Source organism: Psychrobacter namhaensis (assembly GCF_016107545.1).
GTDB lineage: Bacteria > Pseudomonadota > Gammaproteobacteria > Pseudomonadales > Moraxellaceae > Psychrobacter > Psychrobacter namhaensis.
This window is the reverse complement of sequence record NZ_JABASS010000017.1, coordinates 25,001-51,499: the sequence shown is the minus strand read 5'-3', so window position 1 is coordinate 51,499 and position 26,499 is coordinate 25,001. Positions and strand designations below refer to the sequence as shown.

Annotated in this window: 22 protein-coding genes and 1 tRNA gene; 6 read left to right on the top strand and 17 right to left on the bottom strand. The window is 45.7% G+C overall.

Going from position 1 to position 26,499, the window contains the following annotated elements:
- Positions 1-483 precede the first annotated feature (483 nt).
- Entirely contained in the window at positions 484-1,455 is a 972-nt protein-coding gene (locus JFC06_RS11110) for a DUF1853 family protein (protein WP_198335098.1), read from the top strand.
- A gap of 18 nt (positions 1,456-1,473) precedes the next feature.
- Here the strand turns inward: JFC06_RS11110 and JFC06_RS11105 are convergent, their stop codons facing one another.
- The 7 genes from JFC06_RS11105 to JFC06_RS11075 form a co-directional block, all read right to left on the bottom strand.
- Positions 1,474-2,004, bottom strand: coding sequence for a DUF2726 domain-containing protein (locus JFC06_RS11105; RefSeq protein WP_198335097.1), 531 nt, complete (start codon positions 2,002-2,004; stop codon positions 1,474-1,476).
- Positions 2,005-2,296: 292 nt separating this feature from the next.
- On the bottom strand, positions 2,297-3,481 hold the full coding sequence (locus JFC06_RS11100; protein ID WP_198335096.1) for an SPOR domain-containing protein: 1,185 nt from the start codon (positions 3,479-3,481) through the stop codon (positions 2,297-2,299).
- A gap of 245 nt (positions 3,482-3,726) precedes the next feature.
- Positions 3,727-5,088 carry a bifunctional tetrahydrofolate synthase/dihydrofolate synthase gene (gene folC, locus JFC06_RS11095; RefSeq protein WP_198335095.1) on the bottom strand — a complete coding sequence of 454 codons (1,362 nt, stop codon included), beginning with the start codon at positions 5,086-5,088 and terminating at the stop codon, positions 3,727-3,729.
- A 192-nt stretch (positions 5,089-5,280) separates the two neighbouring features.
- The gene (gene accD / locus JFC06_RS11090; RefSeq protein ID WP_198335100.1) at positions 5,281-6,237 is read right to left on the bottom strand and encodes an acetyl-CoA carboxylase, carboxyltransferase subunit beta; all 957 of its coding nucleotides are present in this window, start codon (positions 6,235-6,237) and stop codon (positions 5,281-5,283) included.
- Positions 6,238-6,494: 257 nt separating this feature from the next.
- Positions 6,495-7,319, bottom strand: a complete 825-nt coding sequence (gene trpA, locus JFC06_RS11085; protein ID WP_198335094.1) for a tryptophan synthase subunit alpha — start codon at positions 7,317-7,319, stop codon at positions 6,495-6,497.
- Positions 7,320-7,439: 120 nt separating this feature from the next.
- Positions 7,440-8,714 carry a tryptophan synthase subunit beta gene (gene trpB, locus JFC06_RS11080; protein WP_198335093.1) on the bottom strand — a complete coding sequence of 425 codons (1,275 nt, stop codon included), beginning with the start codon at positions 8,712-8,714 and terminating at the stop codon, positions 7,440-7,442.
- A gap of 88 nt (positions 8,715-8,802) precedes the next feature.
- Positions 8,803-9,486: a phosphoribosylanthranilate isomerase gene (locus JFC06_RS11075; protein WP_198335092.1), complete on the bottom strand. Its 684-nt coding sequence runs from the start codon at positions 9,484-9,486 to the stop codon at positions 8,803-8,805.
- A 186-nt stretch (positions 9,487-9,672) separates the two neighbouring features.
- Here JFC06_RS11075 and JFC06_RS11070 point away from each other — a divergent pair, with 186 nt between their 5' ends.
- Positions 9,673-11,286 (top strand): cryptochrome/photolyase family protein, encoded by a 1,614-nt coding sequence (locus tag JFC06_RS11070; protein ID WP_198335091.1) that lies wholly within the window; start codon positions 9,673-9,675, stop codon positions 11,284-11,286.
- A gap of 47 nt (positions 11,287-11,333) precedes the next feature.
- Here the strand turns inward: JFC06_RS11070 and JFC06_RS11065 are convergent, their stop codons facing one another.
- Entirely contained in the window at positions 11,334-12,095 is a 762-nt protein-coding gene (locus tag JFC06_RS11065; protein WP_198335090.1) for a DUF4230 domain-containing protein, read from the bottom strand.
- A 592-nt stretch (positions 12,096-12,687) separates the two neighbouring features.
- Between JFC06_RS11065 and JFC06_RS11060 the strand changes: the two genes are divergently transcribed.
- On the top strand, positions 12,688-14,406 hold the full coding sequence (locus JFC06_RS11060) for a proline--tRNA ligase (RefSeq protein WP_193006068.1): 1,719 nt from the start codon (positions 12,688-12,690) through the stop codon (positions 14,404-14,406).
- Positions 14,407-14,524: 118 nt separating this feature from the next.
- Here JFC06_RS11060 and queF read toward each other — a convergent pair whose 3' ends face one another.
- The 4 genes from queF to JFC06_RS11040 all read right to left on the bottom strand — a co-directional run bounded on the left by queF (position 14,525) and on the right by JFC06_RS11040 (position 18,245).
- Positions 14,525-15,406: an NADPH-dependent 7-cyano-7-deazaguanine reductase QueF gene (gene queF, locus JFC06_RS11055; RefSeq protein ID WP_198335089.1), complete on the bottom strand. Its 882-nt coding sequence runs from the start codon at positions 15,404-15,406 to the stop codon at positions 14,525-14,527.
- 121 nt (positions 15,407-15,527) lie between these two features.
- Positions 15,528-16,301, bottom strand: coding sequence for an ABC transporter permease (locus tag JFC06_RS11050; protein WP_198335099.1), 774 nt, complete (start codon positions 16,299-16,301; stop codon positions 15,528-15,530).
- Positions 16,302-16,345: 44 nt separating this feature from the next.
- Positions 16,346-17,308 carry an ABC transporter ATP-binding protein gene (locus JFC06_RS11045; protein WP_198335088.1) on the bottom strand — a complete coding sequence of 321 codons (963 nt, stop codon included), beginning with the start codon at positions 17,306-17,308 and terminating at the stop codon, positions 16,346-16,348.
- 271 nt (positions 17,309-17,579) lie between these two features.
- Positions 17,580-18,245, bottom strand: a complete 666-nt coding sequence (locus JFC06_RS11040) for a c-type cytochrome (protein ID WP_198335087.1) — start codon at positions 18,243-18,245, stop codon at positions 17,580-17,582.
- A 358-nt stretch (positions 18,246-18,603) separates the two neighbouring features.
- Between JFC06_RS11040 and JFC06_RS11035 the strand changes: the two genes are divergently transcribed.
- Positions 18,604-18,680: transfer RNA gene (locus JFC06_RS11035), tRNA-Arg, on the top strand.
- A gap of 127 nt (positions 18,681-18,807) precedes the next feature.
- Here the strand turns inward: JFC06_RS11035 and JFC06_RS11030 are convergent.
- Positions 18,808-19,170, bottom strand: coding sequence for a hypothetical protein (locus tag JFC06_RS11030; RefSeq protein WP_198335086.1), 363 nt, complete (start codon positions 19,168-19,170; stop codon positions 18,808-18,810).
- A gap of 34 nt (positions 19,171-19,204) precedes the next feature.
- On the opposite strand from JFC06_RS11030, the gene JFC06_RS11025 reads away from it, so the two are divergent.
- Positions 19,205-20,005, top strand: coding sequence for an SIR2 family NAD-dependent protein deacylase (locus JFC06_RS11025; RefSeq protein ID WP_198335085.1), 801 nt, complete (start codon positions 19,205-19,207; stop codon positions 20,003-20,005).
- A gap of 139 nt (positions 20,006-20,144) precedes the next feature.
- Here JFC06_RS11025 and JFC06_RS11020 read toward each other — a convergent pair whose 3' ends face one another.
- The 4 genes from JFC06_RS11020 to JFC06_RS11005 form a co-directional block, all read right to left on the bottom strand.
- Positions 20,145-21,143, bottom strand: coding sequence for an adenosine deaminase (locus JFC06_RS11020; RefSeq protein ID WP_198335084.1), 999 nt, complete (start codon positions 21,141-21,143; stop codon positions 20,145-20,147).
- 201 nt (positions 21,144-21,344) lie between these two features.
- Entirely contained in the window at positions 21,345-21,869 is a 525-nt protein-coding gene (locus JFC06_RS11015) for a TPM domain-containing protein (protein ID WP_198335083.1), read from the bottom strand.
- A 51-nt stretch (positions 21,870-21,920) separates the two neighbouring features.
- Positions 21,921-23,060 (bottom strand): TPM domain-containing protein, encoded by a 1,140-nt coding sequence (locus JFC06_RS11010; protein ID WP_198335082.1) that lies wholly within the window; start codon positions 23,058-23,060, stop codon positions 21,921-21,923.
- Positions 23,061-23,199: 139 nt separating this feature from the next.
- Positions 23,200-23,832, bottom strand: a complete 633-nt coding sequence (locus JFC06_RS11005; RefSeq protein WP_198335081.1) for a LemA family protein — start codon at positions 23,830-23,832, stop codon at positions 23,200-23,202.
- 1,067 nt (positions 23,833-24,899) lie between these two features.
- On the opposite strand from JFC06_RS11005, the gene JFC06_RS11000 reads away from it, so the two are divergent.
- Entirely contained in the window at positions 24,900-26,447 is a 1,548-nt protein-coding gene (locus JFC06_RS11000; protein WP_193005727.1) for an alanine/glycine:cation symporter family protein, read from the top strand.
- The last annotated feature ends 52 nt before the right edge of the window (positions 26,448-26,499 follow it).

Here is a 26,499-nt window from a genome sequence, read left to right as displayed (position 1 = left end):
CGTATTAGCAGGCATTTAATCTAAATGGCAGTTACACAGAATCTGGGATACGCTCAAAAGTATAAAGACACATGTAAACAAGTGTAACTATATAATCGTTTTATCATGCACCCCTTACGCTTCTAGAAGCGTCATCTTATTATTACTCTTAATTAATATTAATCTAGCCCATGTAAACCGTAGCACACTGCTAAGGCTCAATCACTACATGGAGCTAAATCAATGACCCAGAACAACCAACCACCGCATAACGCATCCAGAAATTCATCAAAATGGTTATTACCAATAATCAAGATAATACTCAGCATTCTATTACCTTACTTACTCTCACCGTCCGATATCAGTATTTATATTTATCACATCACTACTGCCCTTCCCTCATAGCGACAGCGCATACACTGCCCTGACTGATACTCACCATAACTAGACTTTTATTAGGTGAGCAGTTAGGGTAAATGCTTGCCCATTATGATGGTTTATCCTATGTCCGAGCCTATTGCCAAGCCTGTCTCTACGCTTATAGATGACGCACCTTGGGAGCGTTACCGACGACCTTATGTGCGTGATTTGGCGTATGTGCTGGCGTGCCCCAATGTCTTAACGACGTGGCTGGACTTTTCGCCGCATCAAAATACGCATAAGGTTGAAGTACATAGTGCAAGCTTCTGGCAAGCACAGTTTGCAGCGTACCAACAGCGTTTAGAAGAGCTTGACACCACCACTGCCTACCAGACGCTCACCCGCTATTTACTCAAGCGTCCCAGTCCCAATCGCTTGGGCTTTCACTTTGAAGGATTATTATCATTTTGGCTAGAGGATGGTTTTGCGCGTCAGTTGCATCCCTACGAAACGTTGGCTAACAACGTGCAACTGTACAACGGCAAACAGACAACCGGCGAGCTTGATTTGATTTTATACAATCATGAAGAGCAGCTTGTCGAGCATTGGGAGCTGGCCATTAAGTTTTTTATGGGCTCAGCCCCGTTTGAACCTGTGAACTGGGTAGGTATTAATTCCAATGACAATCTACAGCGTAAAATGACCCATATGCAAACCAAGCAATTTCGAGCGGTGTGGGTAGATACTGAGGATCGAGGTCAAATCAAAATTGATAAGCGTTATGGCGTTATAAAAGGACGGTTCTTTTTACCCATAAACACCAAACACTTTGGCCGCTATGATTGGCCCGCTTGGCTACAACCCAGCTTCCCAATACATGAGTGGTGTGATAAAAATGATACGGTTAACCTCGCTACGATTGATACGACCACATTACGAGCTGCACATTATATTGAATGGTTTAGCAAACGCCGCTTTTACGATCGCGATGATGGTCATCCATCGCCACTCATCTACTCTGATAACGAGTCACTCAAAACAGGATTGTACTTTGAAGGTGATAGACCCATCGTTATTTACCCCCATCAGCGCGGCCAAGCTCACGACAGTTTTTAATATGCACTCGTAAAACCGTCAATATGTTTCAATCACTTGCATCAGCTCATACCTGAGCATATCCGCACTGGGCATACGCTCAGCGTGAAAACGGACGATGGCAATGCCTGCACTCGCCAGGGCTTTATCTTTTTTGTCATCAGCCTTTTGCCGCGCTTTACTGCTGTGCGTCCAATCATCCAGCTCAATCGCCACTAGCGTGGTCTGTGCATCAACATCCACGATTACATAATCGACGCTCTGACGGCAGATGCGGTTAAACCAAAAGCTACGCTCGGATGTCTCATTACTATTGGCTTCAATGATCCGCGACAGCTGAACTTGCACAAAGATGTGATATTCCGGCAGGGCGTTTTTGAGCTTATTAAAAAAAATCACTTCCGTATCGGTCATGATGGGCATTGGCGCAAACGGCCAAATCGCCAGCTCATCGCCGCGAACTGGCTTTGGGTCCGGCTCAGTGCTTTGACGTTTTGATAACAGCTTGGGTAACGTAATCAGCCCTAAAAATCCAACGGCCAATATTAAAAATATAACGCCAAATGACATGGTTTTACCTTATACAATATGAGAGTGAGCGGCTAGACGTCACGACCTTATTAAGATCACTAACTGATCACAACAGGGCAGCCCTTGTAGGCTGACAGGTTATATAAAAAGAGAGAATAAAAATGCTGCTCATCGTAACCAAACACGCGCCAATCAGCAAACTATAAAACAAAAAACACGACAGTAGATGTCGTGTTTTGATAGTTAGGAAATAAAAAGTCAGACCAACCTCATAAAAGCGCTCCTATTTATCTAAATATAAGCCTTTGATGACAATTGCCGCATCTGTACTTTAGCGCCAGTAAAGCACCCAAGCGTTGGTCGTATTGACTTTAGGATCGCTATTAATCTTATCTTTTAGGGCTAATGCGGCCACTTTACCGCGCTCAGGCCCCACGATTACTCGGACACCGCGACTGGTAGGACTGGTCTTCACTTGATAGCCCGCAGCTTGGAGTTTTTTTGCTAGTGCGTCCGCTTTGGCCTGATTATCTGCTAATGCCACTTGCACTCCAAAGCTACCTTTGGCATCCGTTTCTCTCGCTTCTTTGCGTGCCTCGCTGAGTTTTTGCTGGGCATCACGCTTAGCATCGGCAGATTTCTTTGCTAGCGCTTCTTCTCGTTGACGCTTTTCTTCACGTGCTTGCTCAGCCGCCGCTGCTTCACGCTCTAGACGTTGCACTTGATCACGCGACGGAATAGTTATGTTTTGACCCAGCTGTAGTGAGGTAGACGGTGAGATATTATTTGCTTGAGCCAAGACTTCAACTGGCATGTTGTATTGTCTAGCCAGTTTAATGAGCCCATCCCCTCTTTTGACTTGATACTCAGAAGGCGATTTTGGTGGCTCGTTTTTAGCGGCCTCCGCTGCCTCTTTTTTCCTCTCAGCCGCAGCTTGAGCGTCAGCTTGTCTCTTTGCTTCTGCTTGTTTTTTACTTTCTGCTAGTTTTTCAGCAGTGGCTGTTTCCTGTTTTGCTTCAGCCTGTTGCTTTTCATCTGCCTGCTTTTTCGCTTTGGCTTCTTTCACTGCATCGTCGGCGGCTTTAACCAACTTCTCAGCATCTTGCACTTCCTTACTTTTGCCATTCTTTTCCGTGTTTGTTTCCTCTGCTGAACTGTCACTCTGCTCACTTACCGCAGCGATATTTTTGACATACTGCTGACTTTCCGCCCGAGCTTTTGCTAATGCTTGCGCTTCAGCAACCTCTTGCTCTGTTAAGAACTGCTGAGCACGCCTTTCTTGCTCGGCAACGCGAGCGGCACGTTCTCTTTGTTTTTGCGCGAGGATACGTTTTTCAGTCTCAATGTCAGTCGTCAGTGGCTGCGGCAACTCTTGCTCGGTATCTGGCTTCTCTATCATCGCTGACGTTGGCGCAGGTTTATTGCTATCACCAATCTGTTGTACCATTGCGTATAGCATCACGCTACCGCCTATAATCATCCCAATGCCCAATAAGGCTTGTCTCGAAAAGTTCATCCGTTTACGTCTCTTAGTTGGTAATAAGGTTGATTGAGCGCCGCAGCTATCGTCTCAAAACTATACTATAGATAGCTTTAATCTGCAGTAACGGCCGTCGGTTTCGTCTATTCGTTCGCAGAATTTATACCGACTTTCTAATACCAGTCTGCTAAATCACTTTGATTATAAAGCATATTTTTCATGCTGTCTGCCATCATCCTATCACTAAAATTCACATGAAATAGCAGCTACTTTAACTTAAATCACGCTACCTCAAGAGCAGCCAGTGCCTCTCCAATCGTGTGAAAAGAGCCACAGACCACGATGAGATCTTGTGGTTGACTGGCGTTTATCACCGCCTGCGTCGCTGCCTGCAAACCCTCAAACTCATGTATCTGAGCGCCATCCACATACTCAGCTAAGATACTTTGCAGACGCTCGGTACTTGCAGCACGCGGATAGTCAATTTCAGCGATAAACCAGTCGCTAATTGGCAGATCTGCTTCGGTCAAACACTGCACGACTTTATTGATGTCCTTATCACCTAGCATTGAAAACAGCATTTTTATCTTTGGCGGCGCGATATGAGCGTGGCGGTTGTGCTTGTTTTGTTTTACTAAATGCTGCTGCCAAAAAGGTAACAACTGTGCCAGTAAAAACTCAACGCCTTGTTCGTTATGCGCCACGTCCAATAGCCAATGACGACCTTGCACTTCACGGTAGTCAAAGCGACCGGCTAACTTGACCGTTTGTAACGCTTGCTCAATCGCATGAGTGTCTACATTTAACGAACTTGCCAATACTGCTGACAGCGCGTTGGCGGTGTTGGTCAATGACAGTGCGGGCCGTGGTAGTTGCATCGTGACAGCGGCATTACTGTACTGCCACGTTTTTGCGTCGATTTCGCGGTAACTAAAATCTTGCCCAAACTGGTAGCAAGTCGCTTTATGCTTATTGATGGCTTGCTGCACACTATCTGGCATCGCTGTCGTACCGTAAATTAAGGGAATACCTTCACGTAAGATACCCGCTTTCTCGCGACCGATGTCTTCAACATTGTCGCCTAGCCAATCGACATGATCGATGCCGATGTTGGTAATCACTGCCATGTCAGGATCGATGATATTCACCACATCTAAACGGCCACCCAAGCCTACTTCTAACACCCAAACATCACAGTCTGCTTCAGCAAATATCAGTAATGCTGCCAGCGTCGTCATCTCAAAAAACGATAGGGTCAACGCGCATTCTAACCGTGCCAACTCTACTTTGCTAAAAGCATCAATCAACGTCTGATCACTGACCATCTCGCCATTGATACGCACGCGCTCATTAAAGACACTCAGGTGCGGCGACTGATACAGAGCGGTTTTATAACCGGCAGCTTGACACATCTGTGCGATAGCGGCGGTGGTTGACCCTTTGCCGTTGGTACCTGCCACCGTAAATACGTAGGCGTCATCCTTCGCTGATTGCACGACGCCTAGCGACTCAGCGACTGGCAATACTCGCGATAAACCCATGTCGATCGCAGAGACATGTATCTGCTGCATATAATCAAGCCACTCAGTTAGGCTGGCTTCGTTATTGGGGCTATGAGTACGAGAAGTTAAAGAATCAGACATGGACAAAACCTATATAAAAATTTTGATAAAAGCTCAAATTTGATAAAAGCTTAAAATAGTATAACGAGCTAAATAACAATAAAAAATAGCATTTACCGTGATTGACGATAAATGCTATTCGTTAGTGTTACCTATGCGATAGATATTAGCACGACAAGAAACCGTTATACATACCGTAATAGACGCTTTTATCTACTGAGCGTCAACATTCGGTACACGGCATAACTTGGCCAATAGACGGTAAATCGTGTCTATCAACTGATGACGATGCACCACTTCATCAACCACGCCATGCTCTAACAAAAATTCTGCCCGTTGGAACGGCTCTTCTAACGTCTCACGGACGGTTTGTTCAATCACGCGCTTGCCAGCAAAGCCGATCATCGCTTTTGGTTCTGCCAAGTGAATATCGCCGATCATGGCCAAAGAAGCCGTCACACCACCATAAACAGGATTGGTCAATACCACAATATAAGGTATGCCAGCTAAGCGCAAGCGTTCAATGGCGGCAGCGGTTCGTGCCATTTGCATTAATGACAGCAGACCTTCTTGCATACGGGCACCGCCCGAGGCTGCAAAGCACACTAAAGGGACTTTGTCTTCAAGGGCTTTTTCGGCCGCTTGGACAAAACGATCGCCAACCACTGACCCCATAGAGCCACCCATAAAACGGAAATCAAAGGCACAAGTGACCACATCTAGATTGCGCAATTTGCCGTGCATCACAATCAGTGCTTCACTCTCGCCTGTTTTCTCTTGTGCTTCCGTCATACGCTGTGGATAGGGTTTACTGTCCACAAAGCTTAGCGGATCTTTGGCGGTAAACTCTTGCCCAATCTCCCCATCTACTTGATCGAGTAGCCAGTTTAAGCGTTCACGAGCACTCATCGGTAAATGATGGTCACAATGTGGGCACACATAACAGTTAAAAATCAGCGCCGTATTGGTAATCATGGAGTGGCAGCTGCTACATTCCGTTGACGGTTCGGTCTCAACCGCAGTCAATGGTGCCGTCAGCTGTTGCTTGATCCCTGGTATCGGGCGATTAAACCATGATTGTCCAGCCGTCTTGTTATTTTGCTCAAGACTAGCAGCACTATCGTTGTTAGAATCGGGTTTTGTCATCGTATCAGTCATATTATTCGCCATTATCAAAGGCTTATCGGCAAGTTGGCTCATTCACTTGTCCCTAAGAGTAGATTTAAGAGTCACATACAGTCATAACATGAGCAGTTATAAGGCACACTTACGTGCAACTGTAACAATTTATATGTGAGGTTAGTTTACACACGTAAACTAACTTTAGCAAAGTCATTTGCCCCTGTCTTTATAAACAATGTGACGGCACCTTAACTTGACTATTGATCCTCTAAAAAATAAGGCCGCATACTCATATAATCTGAAAGTTAAGCACTTAAACTATCGAGTGCCGCCCGCAGCTCATCCATCTTAGTCATGATCTTTTGCTGAGCGCTTGCGACAGCATCGGCATCGTTAGCATCTATATCAGCAAAGTTCTGTACCAAGGCACTCCCTACGATCACGCCATCTGCATGAGTACCAATCGCTTTGGCCGAATCCGCATCACGAATACCAAAGCCCACACACACTGGCAAATCGGTTTTTGCCTTAATCGCTTGAACTTGGGTTGCCACATCATCCGTATCTAGCGTGGCTGAGCCTGTCACGCCTTTTAAAGACACATAATAGATGTAGCCGCCGCAATGGGTCAATACTTGCTCACGGCGCTCAGGCAAAGTCGTTGGCGATAGTAAGAAAATCTCATTCATCGAATGTTCAGTCAAATGCTGAGTAAAGCTGCCCGCCTCTGCTGGTGGTAAATCCACCATCAAGATACCATCGACGCCTGACTGCTCACATAAGGCGACAAAGTTATCATAACCGATAATCTCCACTGGATTAAGATAACCCATCAAGATAATCGGCGTTTGCGTGTCTTGTTGACGGAACTCTGCGACCATTTTTAGGGCATCACGGGTGCTGGTCCCTGCTGCTAAGGCACGCTCGCCCGCCAAGGCGACAACTGGACCATCTGCCATTGGATCAGAGAACGGCAAGCCAAGCTCGATCATATCCGCGCCGTGCTTAACCAAATCATGGAGCAAGTCTACGGTCGTCGTAGGATTAGGATCGCCCGCCATCACATAAGGAATGAGGGCTTTTTTGTTTTGTGATTTTAAGGTTGCAAACGTGCTTTCAATTCGGGTCATAGGAGTCTCTTAATTCATATAAATGAGCTTACTTGCTTGCCCCTTTATTAACTAACAAAGGGCGCTAAGCAATTTTTCTTATAAGCAATAGATTGGATAAGCGTGCAAAAGTAGTCGCTGCTACAGCTCAATCCCTTCTGCCTTCATCACCGAATGCAGATCCTTATCACCGCGACCTGACATATTGACGATAATGGTCTGATCAGGTGTCATCGTCTTAGCCAGCTTTAAGGCATAAGCGACTGCGTGAGCTGATTCAAGTGCAGGGATAATGCCTTCTTTGCGCGTGGACTCATGAAAGCCTTCTAGTGATTCTTTGTCAGTACAGCCAACGTATTCAACGCGCTTCATGTCTTTTAAAAAGCTGTGTTCAGGGCCGACACCGGGATAATCGAGTCCCGCTGAGATAGAATGCGTCTCTTGAATTTGGCCGTCATCATCTGCCATCAGGTAGGTACGGTTGCCATGTAGCACGCCGATACGACCAGCAGCCAGTGGCGCGGAATGACGACCTGACTCAATGCCATCACCCGTTGCTTCAACGCCATACATTTTAACGTCGGTGTCGTTTAGGAAGTCAAAGAACAAACCAATGGCGTTAGAGCCCCCGCCGACACAAGCGACTAGGGCATCCGGTAATTTACCCGTTTTTTCTAAATGCTGAATCCGCGCTTCTTTACCGATAATCGCCTGAAAATCACGGACTAATAGCGGATAAGGATGGGGGCCTGCAACCGTACCGATAATGTAATAAGTACTATCGACATTGGTGACCCAGTCGCGCATCGCTTCGTTCATGGCGTCTTTGAGCGTACGTGAGCCTGACGTGACAGGGACAACTTTTGCGCCAAGCAAGCGCATACGATAGACGTTCATCTTTTGACGCTCAACGTCGTCCGCGCCCATGTAAACGATACACTCTAGCCCTAAACGTGCCGCAATTGTTGCTGTCGCCACGCCATGCTGTCCTGCGCCCGTCTCAGCGATGATACGTTTTTTACCACACATTTTGGCAAGCAGTGCTTGGCCGATGGTGTTATTTACCTTGTGGGCACCTGTATGGTTGAGATCTTCACGCTTAAAGTAAATTTGCGCGCCGCCAATCTCATCACTCAAACGCTTGGCATGGTACAGCGGCGTTGGACGACCGACATAATTGACCAAATCATTGTGATACTCTTCCCAAAACGCAGGATCGGCTTTCACTTTGGTATAGAGCGTCTCTAGCTCTTCAAGCGCAGCCATCAAGGTTTCGGAGACGAAACGACCACCGTGTACACCAAAATGTCCGCGCGTATCCGGATATTGGTTGAAGTCGGCTACGTTTTCAGGATTGGTAAAAGTATTGACAGATTGCGCAGTGGCAGGTAGATCTTTGTTCGTGACATGACTCATGATAATTCCTACTGTAATAAGTGGTATTTTTTAGTATAAATATGGGGAAAACGGTTTAAGGAACTGGCTATGTAACGGTCATACAAAGCTAGCTACTCAGATTCGAAGGTACGCTAAGCGTCTCATTTTGCCATCGATCGCGTTTGACTGCTTTCATAAAGGCGCGCATTTTGGCGGTGTCTTTTTTGCCTTTGTCCTGCTCGATACCACCGCTGACATCGACTGCATAAATAGGCAGCTCTAAAGTCGCCGCGACATTTTCGGCATCGAGTCCACCCGCTAAGATAATGGGTAGCGCGCTGTCCTTTGGTATCAAGCTCCAATCGAAACGTGCGCCAGTACCACCATATTTATGCTGATGATACGCATCGAGTAAAATACTGCTCGCCCCTGCTGCGGCAAACTGATCAATCTGGGCGCGCACGCTAGCCGTGGTATGCTGATCAGCATTGATACGCAGCGCTTTGATCCAGCGCTTATTGACCATGCTTGCCAGCTGCTCACACTGCTCAGGCGTCTCATCGCCATGAAATTGAATGAGGTCAAAAGGTACATGATTGGCCAAATCAACCAGTTCATCCTCAGGCATATTAACCACTAACGCCACCACATTCACAAAAGCAGGCACCGCCGCGCTTAGCGTCTTTGCTTGCGTAAGCGTGACAGCACGCGGACTTGGTGGGTAAAACACCAAGCCGACCGCATCCACACCCAATTGTACAGCAGTATGAATATCACTAAGCTGGGTAAAACCGCAAAACTTAACGTGCATGACATGACCTTAAATAAGAAACTTAGCATGACAGGGTTAAACGGACTCGCGAAAAATGCCAATCGCTAGCGCTACCAAGTAAATATGATAATTTGTTAATCAGATGGCAAATCCATTGCATCCAAAAACTTATCCTAGCATACTTTTATTCCTAATTTTGTTTATGATTGACATAAGGCGACTTGAATGTCTAAGACCGCGTCAGCAACGGCTAACCACACTGATAGCAACGCTAAAAATACAAGCGTAAATCCGCCTCATTATTTGATGTGGTTTCGTCGTGATCTGCGAATTCATGATAATACCGCCCTAGCGGCTTTGTGTGAGCGGGCAAACGCAGACAACGCTCAGCTCAGCGCGGTGTTTTTTCTAACGCCCGCTCAGTGGCAAGCCCATGACATGTCACTTGCACAGGTTGACCATATCTCTCGTACCTTACCGCTACTTGCACAACACCTACAAGAGCAATTGAATGTCACGCTAATAGTGCAGGTCTGTCTCAGTTTTTCGGACTGTATAGATGCGCTAACTACCTTATGTAAGGACAATGCCATCAGCTGCATCATGACCAATCACGAGTACGAAGGCAATGAAATCAACCGTGATGAACAATTAAACGAGCGACTGACAAAAGACGATATCGAATTTGTCCGTTGGCATGACCAATGTATCTTGCCACCGCAAAGCATTACCACCAATGACGATAGCATGTATCAAGTATTTACTCCGTTTTATAAAAAATGGCGGCAGACGTTGGACGTAAGCGATCTACAACTACATACAGCAGCAGGGGTAAATGAGAAACAAAACGATGAGTTAACATTAGCAAAAAACAGTGCAAGCTCTGTTAAGGAGATAGAAAATCTCGGTAGAGCGGTCATGAATGACTACCAAAAAACACTGCAAAGTACGGAAGCATTACAGCATGTCAATATGGAAGCACAGCTCACTCAGGCAAGAGATGCTTATCCTGCTGGTGAGGCCACTGCTTGCCAGCGGTTAGAGGAGTTTGCTGCTGAAGATATCAATGATTACGATGTGAGTCGCGATATGCCTAGCCTACAGGCAACCAGTCAACTATCTGCCTATCTCACGATAGGGGCAATCAGCCCCAGACTTTGCTATGTTCAAGCAAGCAAAGTACAAGAAAAGCTTCACGGTAATGATGGCGACAATGACGATATCAACCGCTGGATCAGCGAGCTTGCGTGGCGAGATTTTTATCGTCATGTACTGGTCGATAAGCCAGCACTAATCCGCCACCAAGCCTACAAGGATGAAACGGACAAACAAATTAATTGGTCATACCATGAGGAGAGTTTTAAAGCCTGGTGTGTGGGAAAAACGGGTGTGCCACTGGTCGATGCTGCCATGCGCTGCCTCAATGCAACAGGCTTTATGCACAATCGCCTGCGGATGGTCACAGCGATGTTTTTGACTAAAGATTTGCTCATTGACTGGCGCTTGGGTGAGCGCTATTTTATGCAGCAGCTCATCGATGGTGACTTTGCATCCAACAATGGCGGCTGGCAATGGAGCGCCTCGACTGGTACGGATTCTGCGCCCTATTTCCGCATTATGAATCCCTTTAGCCAAGCTAAGACCCATGATACTGACGGGACGTTTATCAAGACGTGGCTACCTGAACTAAAGAGCATCCCTACCAATGTCTTGCACTCCGAAGACAAACTCCGCAAGGCGCTCGGTAAAGGGGGACAATTTGCCGACCTTGACTACCCTGTGCCCATGGTCGAGCATAAAAAAGCACGCCAGCTTGCTATCGCAGAATTTAAAAAATAACAATTAATTTAAACAAGTACGATTAGCCGTGTTAGCTATATATAGGTTTAACCATTTGCCGACACGGTCAGTGGCATTTGGCACGCCCCTGCCCCCTGATTGGTCACTGTTACCACGGCTCCTGTCAAAGCAAACAGCTGCTGCAATTGCGTTTGCGCGTTTTGTAGCGCCATATTCATTACGTCTCCTCGGCAAGCCCGTTCTAGGACTTCTTTTTTGGCCATACTTTGTGCTTGTGCTAAGATTTTTGGATCGACTTGCATCAGGCCAAAAGCGCCCGTTTGCCAATCATAAACCTCAATATCATCCAAATACACGGAGAATATCTCTGAGGGCGGTAAGGTAATATTGATTTTTGGCATGCTTGAGGCTGGTGTACCGCTGTCAGCTACCTGCTCTCCGTCTACATCAGTGTTAGCCTCAGCAGGCGGTACTACCTGTACCATCTCAGATGTCAACGTACTTAAATCAATACCCGCTTCTACCCGCCCACGAGCGATAAACAAGCCTTTTTGTTCATCCTGCCACAGCTTCATCCAGCTACCGGGACGCTCGCTTGTAATCACGGTATCGACACTAAACGCAACGGTATGCAAACGATTAAGCTGCTGGATTTGCGTGACCACACCCTCGCGAGTGATGGTTTCTATGGGCTCTTCTTCTGTTAGATTCTGCGCACTATAAATAGCAAAAACAATCGCGGCCAAACCAATGAGCAAAATAACCCATGACATCATGGCTATCGGTTTTTTCGCTTGCGGACTTCTCCCCTTATGCTCAATAGGAGAGCGATCATCAGGATTGTTCATATAGGCCACCTCAATACTTCATCATTTATACTGTATCGTTTATACCGTTTACTTCTATAAATTACATGACAAACATCGGTCTATAATATAAATGCTATTTTTGCGCCTTCACTTCAAGTTATGGCTACTAATATGCTACATAAGCCCCAATCCTCTTAGCTCTTCAAAATTCGCTGTTACTGACTGTAAACACGCTTAAAACCAGCAAACAGTGCCATTATGGCTGCCCCAGCTGAGACTTTAACGCCCGTTCGGTCTGAAAAAACAAAAAGTCATTGCGTCTTAGACAAACTTTACCTAACATAGTCAGATTGCATGGATAAAATGTCGGCATAGGTATACTTATCAGGATTTTAGCCTGAAATTACCCATTCAACCGCTCGATATATTGATATGTCAATCATAACTTTCCCTCTTTTATAAGAGCGGTTTACTTATGTGCTTTTTTACAAGCATTTTAGTCTCTAGGACACACCCTAGATTATTGCTAAGTGATAAAGGTAAGCTTGCGGCGGCCATGAAACGATTAGCCATACGCTCAACATCCTACTATTTCTTATTTTTTTATCGTTGATAAGGTTACGCTTTATTTATGAAAGCCAGTCAATTTTTATTTGCCACACTAAAAGAAACCCCAAGTGATGCCGACATCGCCTCAAGCCAGTTGATGGTGCGTGCCGGCCTCATTCGCAAAATCGCTTCTGGGTTATATATTTGGTTGCCCATGGGGCTGCGCGTCTTACAAAAAGTCGAACGTATTGTTCGTGAAGAGATGCAAAATGTCGGCGCGCAAGAAGTGCTGATGCCCATGACCCAACCTGCAGAGCTTTGGCAGACGACGGGACGTTTTGACGATTATGGTCCTGAGCTACTTCGCTTTAAAGACCGTCATGATCGTGATTTCGTGCTTGGTCCCACTCACGAAGAGGTTATCACCAATCTTGCTCAAGGTGAGCTACGTAGCTATAAGCAGCTGCCGATAACTTTCTTTCAAATTCAAGGCAAGTTCCGTGATGAGATTCGTCCGCGCTTTGGGGTGATGCGTGCTCGCGAGTTCACCATGAAAGACGCCTATTCGTTCCATCTTGATCAAGCATCATTGGCTAAGACTTATCATGACATGTATGACGCCTATACCCGCATCTTTACCCGCTTGGGTTTGGATTTCCGCGCGGTACAAGCAGACACAGGCTCTATCGGCGGTTTTGCCTCACATGAGTTCCATGTATTGGCGGATAGCGGCGAAGATGACATTGCCTTCTCTGACTCATCTGACTATGCAGCCAACGTTGAGCTGGCGGAGTCTGTGAGCACAGCTGAGCGTCAGCCGCCTAGAATGGAGCGTGAAGACGTCTTAACAGAAGGCATGACCAGCTGTAAAATGGTTGCTGAGCATTTGGATATCCCACTTGCGACCACGGTTAAAACCTTGATCGTACATGGTCATACCGAAGCCGATGAGCCACAACTGATCGCTGTCGTATTGCGCGGTGACCATCAGCTCAACACCATCAAGGCTGAAAAAATCGAAGAAGCCAACGTACCATTAACGCTCGCCTCAGATGAAGAGCTAAAGGCAGCTGGCCTGCATAAAGGCTACATTGGTGTTGACTTAGACATGCCTGTGTTCGTTGATCGCTCGGCCGCCGCCTTGTCAGACTTTGTCTGCGGTGCTAATGAAGTCAATAAGCATACCATCGGTATGAACTGGGCACGCGATACGCGCATTACTCGCATCGTTGATGTGCGTAATGTACAAGAAGGCGACCCTTCTCCCGATGGTAAAGGCAGCCTAAAAATCAAACGCGGTATCGAAGTGGGTCACATTTTCCAGTTGGGTGATAAGTACTCACAAGCGATGAACTGTACGGTATCGGGTGAAGACGGCAAGCCCGTCACTCTCATGATGGGCTGTTATGGTATTGGCGTCAGCCGTATTATTGCCGCTGCCATCGAGCAAAACAACGATGAAAACGGGATCATGTGGCCAACCACGCCGACCGTTGAGGACTCTATTGCACCTTTTGAAGTGGCCATCATACCGATGAAGTCAAAAGAAGAAACGGTCATGCAAACGGCAACGGCACTCTACGAAGAGCTAAAAGCTCAAGGTGTCAATGTGCTACTTGACGATCGTAACGAGCGCCCAGGCGTTAAGTTTGCAGATCTAGAATTGATTGGTATTCCGCATCGTATTGTCGTCTCTGACCGCAATCTGGCAGAAGACAAGTACGAGTACGTCAATCGCCGCGAAACCGAGAAGCAAATGCTAAGCCGTGAAGACGTATTGGCAAAAGTCAGCGGCAAGTAGCCCTTTTAATACAGACCGCTCAAGCAAAAGCGCCTATCTCACTGAAGAGATAGGCGCTTTTTTATTAATAAAGCTGATCGTATCTGTTTTACTTACAACCCACCTTACAAGTGCTTATTTATTGGCGAATCAAACGGCTAGGCTTAGGCAGCAAGCTTATATCGCTAACGCGGCAAGGATTGATATCGATACCACCGCGGCGTGTATACCAGGCGCGCACCATCAGCTCACTTGGCGCATAGCATCTGCTCAAATCAGCAAATATCTGCTCAACGCACTGCTCATGAAACCCATTATGCTGACGAAAACTCAATATATAACGCAGCATATTGGCTTCACTGATGGGGTGTTCACTCCTTATCGAAACGGCTAATGTGCCCCAATCTGGCTGATTGGTCACAGGGCAGTTACTCCGCAGTAGATTGGAGTAGAACGCATAAGGCTGGCTACTGTCTCTTACTGCACTCGTACTGCTTTGTGTGTCATGATGACGCAGCAACGACGCATCAGGGTGCTCAGTTAATGCGATTTTGTCAGTGCTGTCTGACAACGCATCATCAATACAAACCCCTTCAGGCTGGGCAATTAACAGCCCGGATGCGTTGTCATTTAGATCCTCATTTAAGCCAAACAGCGCGACCTGCACCTGTGCTTGCAAACAGGCGGACAAGTCTTTAGTTATCAACGCTTGTACGTCGTCCCAGCTGGCAAACTCAGTAAAATTAATACTATTCAGATATAGCTTAAGTGACTTGGACTCTACGATAAATGGCGAGCTGGCAGGAATACTAAAGCGTGCGATAGCGACCTGCGAGACGCCTTGTGTGTTAAGCCACGACATCTCAAAAGCCTGCCACCAATCAACACCCACCGTTAACTTATCTGTTTGCCAGCCAATAGCGTCACGTCCCATACTGCGTGCAATAGGATATAGCGTCTCTGGGCTATACGTGGTTGGATAGTCGGTGGTTTGCTCACCCAAGATGCCGTGAATACTCATTTACCTTCCTAATATTAAACCGTTAAAAAATTATGGTACTCTGACTTTTACGAATCAGTCCGATAGAGAGTACCTTGACCCAAATCTTACATGAGTCACACTGGCTTTTGGCCCAAAAACCTTACAAACGCACGCGTGAACCATTACTCAGCAGACGATAGGCAATCGTATAAAATATCGCACAAAAGACAAAAATAGCGACCATTGAATACCAAACGTTTACATCAGAATAACCTAAAATACCGTAACGAAATGCGTTGACCATATAGACAATCGGGTTCAAAAGCGAAATATTTTGCCAAAATGGTGACAAGTTTTCTAGTGAATAAAACACTCCGCCAAGATAGGTCAGTGGCGTGAGCACAAAGCTTGGAATGATAGAAATATCATCAAATGAGCGAGCAAATACGGCATTGATAAAACCGCCAAGTGAAAACAAAATAGAGGTGCCAAGTACAGTAAACACCGTCACGAATAAATGCTCGATACCAAGATCAGTAAAGAACAGCGCCACTATTGAGACAATGACACCAATGGCCAGTCCACGAAAGATACCACCACTGATATAACCCATCAAGATCGCATGCTTAGAGACTGGTGAGACCAAAAGCTCCTCGATGCTGGCTGTAAACTTGGCACTAAAAAAGCTTGAAACCACGTTTGAGTAGCTGTTGGTAATGATAGACATCATAATCAAGCCAGGCACGATAAACTGCATATACGGTACACCGCCCATCTCACCCACACGTGAGCCAATCATCTTACCAAAGATGACAAAATATAGGCTCATTGTGATAACGGGCGGCAGCAAGGTCTGTGGCCAAATACGTAGGATTCGACGAATCTCTTTAAACCAAATAGTACGAAAAGCGATCCACTTCTTACTCCATGACATGGTTTTGCTAAGATCCGTTTTATTGCGATCTATCAGTTCCTGACTCATAACCCTGCCTCCTTCATACTATCTGTACTTTGAATATTTTTATCTACTAAACGCATAAACAGCTCTTCTAGTCGATTGGCTTTGTTGCGCATACTCGCCACACTGATGTCCTGCTCAGACAGCTGATCAAAGACACCGTTTAACGACTCACCTTCTGTCAAGGTGACTTCAAGCGTCTGATCATCTGGTTGTGCTATCCCCGTCACTCCTGTCAAAGCCAGCTGACGTGTGAGCGGTGTATTTAAGTCAAAAACAAATGTTTCAACGGATAACTGCGCCAATAAGTCTTTCATCTCTGTATTGATACGAATTTCACCATGATCCAAAATAGCAATGCGCTTACATAACTGCTCGGCTTCTTCAAGATAGTGAGTGGTCAGAATGATAGTGGTCTTTTCTTCAATATTAATCTGCTGCATAAACTCCCACATAGAACGGCGCAGCTCGATATCAACCCCAGCGGTTGGCTCATCAAGAATCAACAGCTTGGGCTTATGAATCAAAGCCCTAGCAATCATCAAACGGCGCTTCATACCACCTGATAACTCACGTGATTTGTTGTCACGCTTATCCCATAGACCAAGCGCTGTCAGTAGCCGCTTCGCCCGTGGGCGCGCTTCTTTGGCAGGAATACCAAAATAACCCGCTTGGGTGATCAAGATATCTTGTACTTTTTCAAACTGATTAAAATTAAATTCTTGCGGCACCACGCCTAGATATTGCTTGGCAATGGAGGGGTTTTCTAGCAGGTCGGTGCCAAAAATCTTCACGCTGCCTGTGGTGGGCTTAAACAATGAGCTGATAATGCCAATCATCGTTGACTTACCGGCACCATTTGGCCCAAGTAATGCAAAAAACCCCCCTTGGGGGACGGTCAAACTGACATCCTTGAGCGCCGAAAACCCATTGTCGTAGGTTTTGGATAAGTTCTGGATAGAAAGTGCTGGTACCTCAGACATGAAGACCTCTTTATTTGTTATAAACTTATATAAAAAATGGTTTTAGAATAATAGGCCGTGTTGAACATTCAACGACGACACTGACAAAAGCGCCGTGAAATATTTAACACACTCTACTATCTAGAAAAGATACTGTCATGAAATGAGGCTGTTGAGGATAAATTTCAACTGCAGCGGCTTGGAAGGCGTATATTAATAACAGTTACCATTAAAAAAGCGCCTATCTCATCAAATGAAATAGGCGCTGTACAGACAGACATCGCAAATTTTATTAGCTTGCTCCATCAATCATGTAGTCCACCGCATTTTGGACTTCTTCATCAGGGATATCAGCACCACCTTTTGCAGGCATGGCGTTAAAACCATTGATAGCATGGGTATATAACGTGTCTTTACCTTTTGCTATACGTGGTCCCCAAGCGCCAGCATCGCCAAAAATAGGAGAGCCAAGTAAGCCTGCACCATGGCAAGTCTGACACACAGCATTGTACACAGCTTTACCATCACGAGGACCGTCACCTGCTGATGGGCCAGCGGCACGTGGTGTCACATCACAAACGTCATCATCTTCAAAGCACACATTGGCAACAGGCTGAATACGTGCGATTAGATTGGGGTATAAAGCAATCAGTTTTTGTACTTGCGGTGTATCTTGCGGAATGGACTCTTCTTCAGCAGCAGGCGCTGCAGCGGCCGTTTCTTCAACGGCTGCGCCATCTACTTGTGCGGCTTCATCAGGAGAAACTTCGCTCTCTGTCGTCACTGCCGCAGCTTGGGTATCATTACCTAGCTTTTGAGGAACATTTTCTACCACTTCCTGCGCTTCTGCTACATCAGTAACAGTGACAGAAGGCCCTGCCACATCTTCAGCTTGGCTCACCGCGATACTAGCGATTCCTAGAATGGCAGCTGCCGATAACATAACTACTTTTCTCATTCGTCACGTTCTCTTATTACATGTACAAAGGCTGGCACGGCTCGGACATTCTGTCTGTCCTCCTTTAATGACCTCTCGTCATCAATAGCAAACAGCCATCCCGCGTGTCAGCACACTTGTAATCGGTGATTATAAATATGAATTCTCCCTGTCATTATAAGGGAAAAGGCAGGTAAATTGCCATGCCTGTTTCATGACTATGCTGTTTTTTCTTAAAAAACATCAATCCTTGTCTTCATTTATTGGCTTTATGACTTTTATTTGTTAGACTAAGCGGTCTTTATTTTTCGACACCTAATACCGCTTATAACCTCGTTTAAGCGTTATGTTGTTTAATACAAGATGCCGTTGTTATGATGCGCTCGTAGCTCAGTTGGATAGAGTATCGGTTTCCGAAGCCGAGGGTCGTGGGTTCGATTCCCGCCGAGCGCACCAATCATCGTATTTCACCCTTCCCTAGCACTACCTTACATTGCTCACCCTTATGCAAATATGTCTTTAAAGATATTTGTGTTTGTTGCTGTGCGCCTATCTTTTTAAATGTTTTGCTTATAACGTGAGCTTATTCTGCCTCTTGCAAATTAGCCGTTAGTTGCGCGCGGCTAGGGACACGGTGGTAGTTAATCACTGGCACATCACCAAGACGGCGCTGCCCTGTGGCAAGCTTTCTATCAATGGTGATCATGGCAATTTTTTTATCTTGCTTACTCAGTAATAAATGATTTGCCTTACGGGTCACTCGATAATTAGGGAAATATTTTTTTAATAATGCAGAGGTCTTCTGTAAGCCATCATGAGACTTATCTTTTTTTGACTGTGTGTGCCCCTTCTGCTCTCCTACTTTTGTCCCACGTGACTTTGCCACCAGCCATAAGGCGGCGATAACGGCAAAAAATATGACAAGCCACCAAATTCCATCTATCATAAGAAGAGTATCCATTATTAGCAAGGGTTGGCTTATGTTAGCAGAATTAACACCAGCGTTAATAGCAGAAGTACAGGATGCAGCGAAACTATTGGCTTCCGCACAGCGTATTTGTGTTTTAACGGGGGCAGGAATTTCAGCAGAAAGCGGTATTCCAACTTTTCGAGATAAGCAAACAGGCTTATGGGAAAACTATCATGCAGAGGACTTGGCCACACCAACTGCGTTCGCCCGCGACCCAAAACTGGTATGGTCGTGGTATCAATGGCGCAGAGAGTTGGTAGCGGATAAAACGCCAAATCCCGCGCATGTTGCCTTAGCCCAGTGGCAGCAACATATCAAAGCAAACCATCAGCAGTTAACGCTCATCACTCAAAATGTCGATGACTTACATGAACAAGCTGGCAGTACCGTGTCTCATCTGCATGGGAATCTGTGGCGTAATCGTTGTAGTCAGTGTAAAGCACCTTATCAAAGCAACCCAGAAGGCTCATCTAATAGCGAGAATGACACAGATTTTACTGATACGTTAATCACTTGCCAGCACTGTGGCGGTTATATCAGGCCAGATATCGTTTGGTTTGGGGAAGCGCTGCCCGTACAGGCATGGCAGACGGCAGAGGACGCCGCTGCTAGCTGTGAAGTGTTTATCAGTATTGGTACCTCAAGCCTCGTTTATCCTGCTGCGGGACTGGCCCAGTTAGCAAAGCACAATGGCGCTAAAATCATTGAAATAAATCCAAATCCGACGCCCAATACTGTCGTTGATATCACGTTAGCAGAAAAAGCGGGGGTGATAATGCCAGCACTCATACAAGCAATCACTGAGTTATAATTATGGCTGTGTGACGAATCATAAAATCTAACACTAGCTTAGGGGCTGAGTTCGTTTAACTTTTTATCAGACCAAAAAAAAGGCTTAACGGTTTGTATCAACCATTAAGCTTTGTACGAGACCACGATCCAAACAGGTCTTATTGTAACGCTAGATCAACTTTCGCTAAATACGCCTCTTTTAATTCATCATCTATAAATGCCGAACGAAAAGAATTTTTCACCAAGGTTATGACATCATCTTCCGTGATCGGTAGATTCTCATATAAGTTGATAAAGTTTTGATTGACGTAGCCTTTAAAGTACGCTGGATCGTCTGAGTTAACACTGATATTTAGACCATAATCCAACAGCTCTTTGATGTTGTGCTCTTTATAGGTTTCAAAAACTTTCAGTTCGATATTTGAGTTCGGGCAGACGGTCAGCGGCATTTGCTCATCTTTGAGTCGTTGCATCAGCTCTGGACTTTTTATAGATTGCACACCATGATCGATTCTATTGATATTCAATAAATCTAACGCTTCGTAAATGTACGAAAAATCTGCCTCTTCACCTGCATGGGCCACCAATTTAAAGCCTTCTTCTTTGGCCTTTTTAAATACCTCTTTAAACTTCGATGGCGGATTGCCCAGCTCTGATGAATCAAGACCAACACCAATGATGTCGTCTTTGAATGCCAAGGCTTGCTCTAACGTTTCAAAGGCCTCTTCTTGGGATAAATGACGCAAAAAGCACATAATAATACAAGAGGTGATGCCGTACTTTTCTTTAGCATCCGCAAGTGCCTCTTTGATACCCGTTATTACAGCCTCAAAAGGCACGCCTCTTTCTGTATGTGTCTGGGGATCAAAAAAGATCTCCGTGTGGATGACATTGTCCTCAACACATTTAAGAATGTATTCCCAAGTCAAATCATAAAAGTCATCTTTGGTGAGCAGAACATTTGCACCCGCATAGTAAATGTCTAAAAAGGTTTGCAAATTGGTGAAGTTATAAGCCTTGCGTACATCTTCTATGTTTTCATAAGGAATCTTTACGTCGTTCTTTTTGGCCAATCGAAACATCAGCTCAGGTTCTAGTGAGCCTTCAATATGTAGATGCAGTTCCGCTTTCGGTAGTTTCTTTATTAACTCAATCATAGTGTTCCAGTAGTGTTTTTTATCAAGACAGGCAGACGATACATGGGCTTAAATGCGACACACATCAGTCATTTTCTGTGGCTAGACGCGTATTATATTTGAATTACCCACAAAACCCCATAGGCTAAAAGCAAACCATTTAACGCGATGAATGTGCCCTTTATCAATAAGAAGACTCATAGAAATAGCTAATCATAGTACTTACTTCAAAAACACCACCGTATCAGACAACTCATTACCAGCTGGATTGTGCTCAAGATGATAGTACTGACGCAGCAATTGTCCCACCTCATCTAACAGTTCAGTCAAACTTTCTTCTGTTTTCTTATTCGCAATACCTGATAGCGCTTTTTCACACATCGCTCGCCATACCGTTGGGCTGACGTGCGCGCTGATGCCACGATCAGCGACTATCTCTAGCTGATGCTCACAAATATTGACATAGATCAAAACACCGGTGTTTTCTTCGGTATCCCAAACTCGATACTCACTAAACAAGTCAATCGCACGGTCGCGGCAGCCGATGTGATAGGCCTCTTGAATGGGTAGATGGTTTTCTACAATCAAAAACACCTCACCCCGATGTCCACGCTCAGCGCGTGTTACTTTATCTGTTAAACGTGCTTTGGCGTCTGCTGTCAGCCACTTACTATGCAATAAAGGGACAAACAAGACTTGACGCCACCAGCGGGCAAAACTGGAATTTGAAGCGCTGTTTTCTGCCATTATATTATTTCCTCAAGTACGTCATTACTGACGTTCATTTAGTGAATGGGTCTACCACGAGCCGCCAGCACCGCCGCCGCCAAAGCCACCACCACCGCCGCCAAAGCCGCCGCCTCCGAAACCACCACCGCCAAAACCGCCGCCGCCCATGCCTGGTAGGAAAATCATGCCGCCGCCTCTGCGACCACCTTTACCGCCGCCTTTGCCACCACCACCGCGTGAAATCAGGAACATCCAGATAAATATCGCCATAATCAGCGTCATAAAAAAGCCGCCGCCGAGTGCCAATGAACCGGCAAAAAAACCTCCGGCCGTCAGGATCGAGCCAAAAACGCGGCCAAAGATGCTGGTAATGAAACTACCAAATATCATCGCCATGACGAATAAAAAAACGGGTGATGAGTTGTCACCGACATCGTTTGGATTTTGGCTACGTTCGGCCGCTTGCGCATCGGCACGCGCCAAAACCTCAGGGTCAGCGCTCAGACGCGCTTTTAAGGCCTCCACCCCAGCTAAAATCCCAGCGCCATAGTTGTCCTGTTTAAATAGCGGGGTGATCTCTTCCCGAATGATACGATTGACCGCAGCATCTGGCAAGACGCCCTCTAGGCCGTAGCCCGTTAAAATATACATGTCACGGTCATTGACCGCAACGACAATTAACAAACCATCATCGATGTCTTGATCGCCAAGCTGCCATTTTTCTGCCACTTGCAAGGCATAGTCAAAGATAGGCAGACCATTTGTCGTCGGTACGATGACAACAGCCGCTTGTGCCAGACCTTGCTGGTAGATATTTCTAAGCTGTGCTTCCAAGCGCTGTTTTTCTTGCGGGTTTAAAATATTGGCCTGATCAATCACTGGCTCATTTAATATCAGTTTGTCTGCATCGACACTAGGCGCGCTTGATTGTACAGAAGGGCGAGTGGCTGCTGAGGTCTCAGCGGTGGCCTCACTGTTGGCCGCCGCTGGGTTAATGGCATCATTACCCAGTACAGCGTCATTGATGGCTTCATTGGACTCACCGGCTTTGGCAATAGCCACCAAATCCTCGACGCTACGGTCTTGTATGCTTGAGGGGTTATTTTCTGTCGCCATAGCCGTGTCAGCAGGCGCAGCATGCAGCACAGAGGCACTACTCATGCTTAGGGTGAACAACAATGTTGATAAGATTGCTTTGGAATTATTCATCTACTCTATACCACCTCAAGTGACATCGGTACTAAATTAATAGGCATTCATAACTATCGACACCTTTAAAACAAATCTGGCAGTGCCCTCTAAACCCGCAACCAGGCAAATACCTCGCTACTCATGCATTTAATTAAGGTTACTCAGCTGTCGCTGCGTTATCATCACCGAAGTCGACATTTGGCGCAGTTGAGATAGCCTCTTCATTCGCCACGCTAAAGTTTGGCTTAGCATCCATACCAAACACTTTCGCCGTGATGTTGGTTGGGAACTGGCGCACAGTGGTATTGTAAGCTTGTACTTCTTGTATATAACGGTTACGAGCGACAGCAATCCGGTTTTCAGTGCCTTCGAGCTGTGCCTGTAAATCTTGGAACAACGCATCTGACTTTAGCTCAGGATATCGCTCAGACACTGCCATCAGACGTGATAACGCCCCCGTCATTTGTTCTTGCGCAGCCGCATAACGCTCCATCGCTTCTGGATCATTGAGTACCTCAGGCGTCACGGTGATACTGCCAGCACGTGAGCGAGCCTCAGCCACTTGAGTAAACACCTCTTGTTCTTGCTCCGCATACTGCTGTACCACTTTGACTAAGTTTGGCACCAAGTCAGAACGGCGTTGATACTGGTTGACCACTTCTGACCACGACGCCGTCACCTGCTCGTCTTGGGCTTGAAGGTTATTATAGCCACAACCGCTTAGACCAACAGTAGAAGTTGCTAATACTGCTGCAAGCAACATGGGTTTTACAATTGATTGACGCGTCATCGATGTCTCTCCTAATGATGATAAATAACAAATAACCAGTCACAGCTTTTAATCTTGTTTTCAGAACGCCTGACTACTGAAACTCCTGACTACTGTCAGTAACGTTCTGTGGGGCTGTATTTTTATTCAAAAAATATAAACATAAGTGCAGATGCAAAACACAAGCGCTGGCGGATTAAATACTAATCATACGCTCAAGTTATACTCAGGTTTATAGCCTATAAGTTATCCTAACAATAATGGCGTGATAACGGCACTTTTACAATTCACCGTTACCAAAAAACAACCGCAAACCCTTATTTTGATGCCGCTTTCCGTCCCTTACTATTCATAGATAGAGCGTGGTAAAAGCCGTGACAACGTTAGCGTTCTCATTAGGTGATACATTTTTTAGTAGGCGGTCTTGCCACACCTAGCAGCGTTATATGCCCCCACGTTAGCGTTATTTATGACAGTGACCACCTCACGCAAAAAGAATATATATGGTTATGTACAAAGAAAATTCTAGTAATTGGTAAAAAAATATGGCAAATTGCAGTTACGTAGCCGTACGGTTTGAATACATTTGGTAGTGGACTTATCGTTTGATTAGTACTAGCCAATCGTTGATTGATGTATAAAAGTGTCAATCAATTATTAGACAGTTGCTCACAGATTCAATCATCCACGCCCGTCCTGTCATCAATCGGTACGGCTCATAACAAGTTAAATACGATCAGTATTTAATGATTAGCCGCCTATTTTATCCGCTGGTCTACTTATAACTTATCTTATTTATGATGTGATAATAAGATGCACCAGTAATAAAGACAGCAAAAGCGTGGCAAATGTCGCTGATAGAAATATTGGCGTCAGTAGGTGTTATGCAAACCGTCAATGTTGCTGATGAGCTAAGCGGATAAATACAGACAACTACAGTCCATTCTTAGTGGCTAAGCGCGTATGAGACTTATCTGATATATAAGTCAATGTAGCTAATTTAACTGCTTAACTTAAATAAGTAAGTTAACCAGTTAGCTTACTCCTAGCATACAGAGCCACTTTGAGACAGTACTAGGAATATACATATGGAAGGTTTAGTTAACTTAGTAAACGGAATTATCTGGAGCCCCGCACTGATCTATCTGTGTTTGGGCGCGGGCCTGTTCTATTCCATTCTGACGCGCTTTGTACAAGTGCGTTTATTCGGTGAAATGATCAAATTGCTCTTCACTGGTAAGTCCAGCCAACAAGGTATTTCATCATTTCAGGCACTTGCCGTCTCACTCGCAGGCCGTGTGGGTATGGGTAACATCGCAGGTGTTGCTGCGGCTATCGGCTTTGGTGGTCCGGGTGCGGTGTTTTGGATGTGGATCGTGGCCTTCTTAGGCGCATCTACGGCTTACGTTGAGTCGACACTTGCACAGATTTATAAAGAAAAAGACACGGTCACTGGCGAGTACCGCGGTGGCCCTGCGTATTATTTTGAGCGTGCCCTTGGTCAAAAATGGTACGGTATCCTCTTTGCCATCGCCTCAATCTTGTCTTGTGGTATGTTCTTGCCAGGCGTTCAGGCCAACGGCGTGATCAATGCGTTCGCACAGGTAATGGGTGAAGGCACTGTCATGAGTATCGGCGCATTAGAAGTCGGTTCTATGCGTTTGGTCGCTCTAGCTATCATCCTAGTGGTTTTAGGTATCATCATCTTTGGTGGTATTAAACGTATTGCAACCTTTACTGAGTTTGCCGTCCCTTTTATGGCGTTAGGCTATATCGTGCTAGCCCTCATCATTATGTTCACTAACTTTGACATGATTCCACAAGTATTCGGTCTCATCATTAGCGATGCCTTTACGGCACAAGCAGGTTTCGGTGCGGCTATTGGTTGGGGTGTCAAACGTGGTATTTACTCAAACGAAGCAGGTCAAGGGACAGGCCCTCACGCTGCTGCTGCTGCTGAAGTTGAGCATCCATCACAGCAAGGTCTGGTACAGGCATTCTCAGTGTATGTTGATACATTGCTAGTATGTTCTGCTACTGCCTTTATGATCTTGACGATGGGTACTTATAATATCCAAGGTACGCTACCAGACGGTCAATTCATCGTACAGAATGTCGCTGCTACCACTGAGATCAACGCGCCTGCATTTACGCAAATGGCAATGGAATCTGTATACGGTGGTTTTGGTAATACCTTTATCGCGGTGGCTGTATTCTTCTTTGCCTTTACGACTATCTTGGCCTACTACTACATCGCTGAAGTGAACGTGGCTTACTTGACTCGCTTTCTCAGTCGCGGTGCCAATAAGACGGGCTTATTCTTAGTTAAAGTCCTCATCATGGTGATGGTTGCCTACGGTGGTCTAAACTCAGCGGGTTACATTTGGGCTATTGGTGATATTGGTGTTGGCCTCATGGCATGGCTCAATATTGTTGGTATCTTGGTCATCTTTATCGTGGCACGTCCAACACTCACTATGCTTAAAGATTATGAAGCACAGCGTAAAGCTGGCGTTGCACGCTACAGTTTTGATCCTGCAAAATTCGGTATCAAAAATGCGCCTTATTGGGAAGAGCGTCATCTACTAGAGCAACAAAGACTGGCGGCTGACCCACTACGTAAAGAGCGTAAGTAATCACGACAACGGTTGCTAAATAAGTATCTTAAGCAAAAGCCCGAGGCCATCG

What these genes read in the sequence shown, in the direction of transcription:
- JFC06_RS11110 (WP_198335098.1), top strand. Translation starts at nt 484, where the DNA reads ATGTCCGAGCCTATTGCCAAGCCTGTCTCTACGCTTATAGATGACGCA.
- JFC06_RS11105 (WP_198335097.1), bottom strand. Translation starts at nt 2,004, where the DNA reads ATGTCATTTGGCGTTATATTTTTAATATTGGCCGTTGGATTTTTAGGG.
- JFC06_RS11100 (WP_198335096.1), bottom strand. Translation starts at nt 3,481, where the DNA reads ATGAACTTTTCGAGACAAGCCTTATTGGGCATTGGGATGATTATAGGC.
- folC (WP_198335095.1), bottom strand. Translation starts at nt 5,088, where the DNA reads ATGTCTGATTCTTTAACTTCTCGTACTCATAGCCCCAATAACGAAGCC.
- accD (WP_198335100.1), bottom strand. Translation starts at nt 6,237, where the DNA reads ATGGCGAATAATATGACTGATACGATGACAAAACCCGATTCTAACAAC.
- trpA (WP_198335094.1), bottom strand. Translation starts at nt 7,319, where the DNA reads ATGACCCGAATTGAAAGCACGTTTGCAACCTTAAAATCACAAAACAAA.
- trpB (WP_198335093.1), bottom strand. Translation starts at nt 8,714, where the DNA reads ATGAGTCATGTCACGAACAAAGATCTACCTGCCACTGCGCAATCTGTC.
- JFC06_RS11075 (WP_198335092.1), bottom strand. Translation starts at nt 9,486, where the DNA reads ATGCACGTTAAGTTTTGCGGTTTTACCCAGCTTAGTGATATTCATACT.
- JFC06_RS11070 (WP_198335091.1), top strand. Translation starts at nt 9,673, where the DNA reads ATGTCTAAGACCGCGTCAGCAACGGCTAACCACACTGATAGCAACGCT.
- JFC06_RS11065 (WP_198335090.1), bottom strand. Translation starts at nt 12,095, where the DNA reads ATGAACAATCCTGATGATCGCTCTCCTATTGAGCATAAGGGGAGAAGT.
- JFC06_RS11060 (WP_193006068.1), top strand. Translation starts at nt 12,688, where the DNA reads ATGAAAGCCAGTCAATTTTTATTTGCCACACTAAAAGAAACCCCAAGT.
- queF (WP_198335089.1), bottom strand. Translation starts at nt 15,406, where the DNA reads ATGAGTATTCACGGCATCTTGGGTGAGCAAACCACCGACTATCCAACC.
- JFC06_RS11050 (WP_198335099.1), bottom strand. Translation starts at nt 16,301, where the DNA reads ATGTCATGGAGTAAGAAGTGGATCGCTTTTCGTACTATTTGGTTTAAA.
- JFC06_RS11045 (WP_198335088.1), bottom strand. Translation starts at nt 17,308, where the DNA reads ATGTCTGAGGTACCAGCACTTTCTATCCAGAACTTATCCAAAACCTAC.
- JFC06_RS11040 (WP_198335087.1), bottom strand. Translation starts at nt 18,245, where the DNA reads ATGAGAAAAGTAGTTATGTTATCGGCAGCTGCCATTCTAGGAATCGCT.
- JFC06_RS11030 (WP_198335086.1), bottom strand. Translation starts at nt 19,170, where the DNA reads ATGATAGATGGAATTTGGTGGCTTGTCATATTTTTTGCCGTTATCGCC.
- JFC06_RS11025 (WP_198335085.1), top strand. Translation starts at nt 19,205, where the DNA reads ATGTTAGCAGAATTAACACCAGCGTTAATAGCAGAAGTACAGGATGCA.
- JFC06_RS11020 (WP_198335084.1), bottom strand. Translation starts at nt 21,143, where the DNA reads ATGATTGAGTTAATAAAGAAACTACCGAAAGCGGAACTGCATCTACAT.
- JFC06_RS11015 (WP_198335083.1), bottom strand. Translation starts at nt 21,869, where the DNA reads ATGGCAGAAAACAGCGCTTCAAATTCCAGTTTTGCCCGCTGGTGGCGT.
- JFC06_RS11010 (WP_198335082.1), bottom strand. Translation starts at nt 23,060, where the DNA reads ATGAATAATTCCAAAGCAATCTTATCAACATTGTTGTTCACCCTAAGC.
- JFC06_RS11005 (WP_198335081.1), bottom strand. Translation starts at nt 23,832, where the DNA reads ATGACGCGTCAATCAATTGTAAAACCCATGTTGCTTGCAGCAGTATTA.
- JFC06_RS11000 (WP_193005727.1), top strand. Translation starts at nt 24,900, where the DNA reads ATGGAAGGTTTAGTTAACTTAGTAAACGGAATTATCTGGAGCCCCGCA.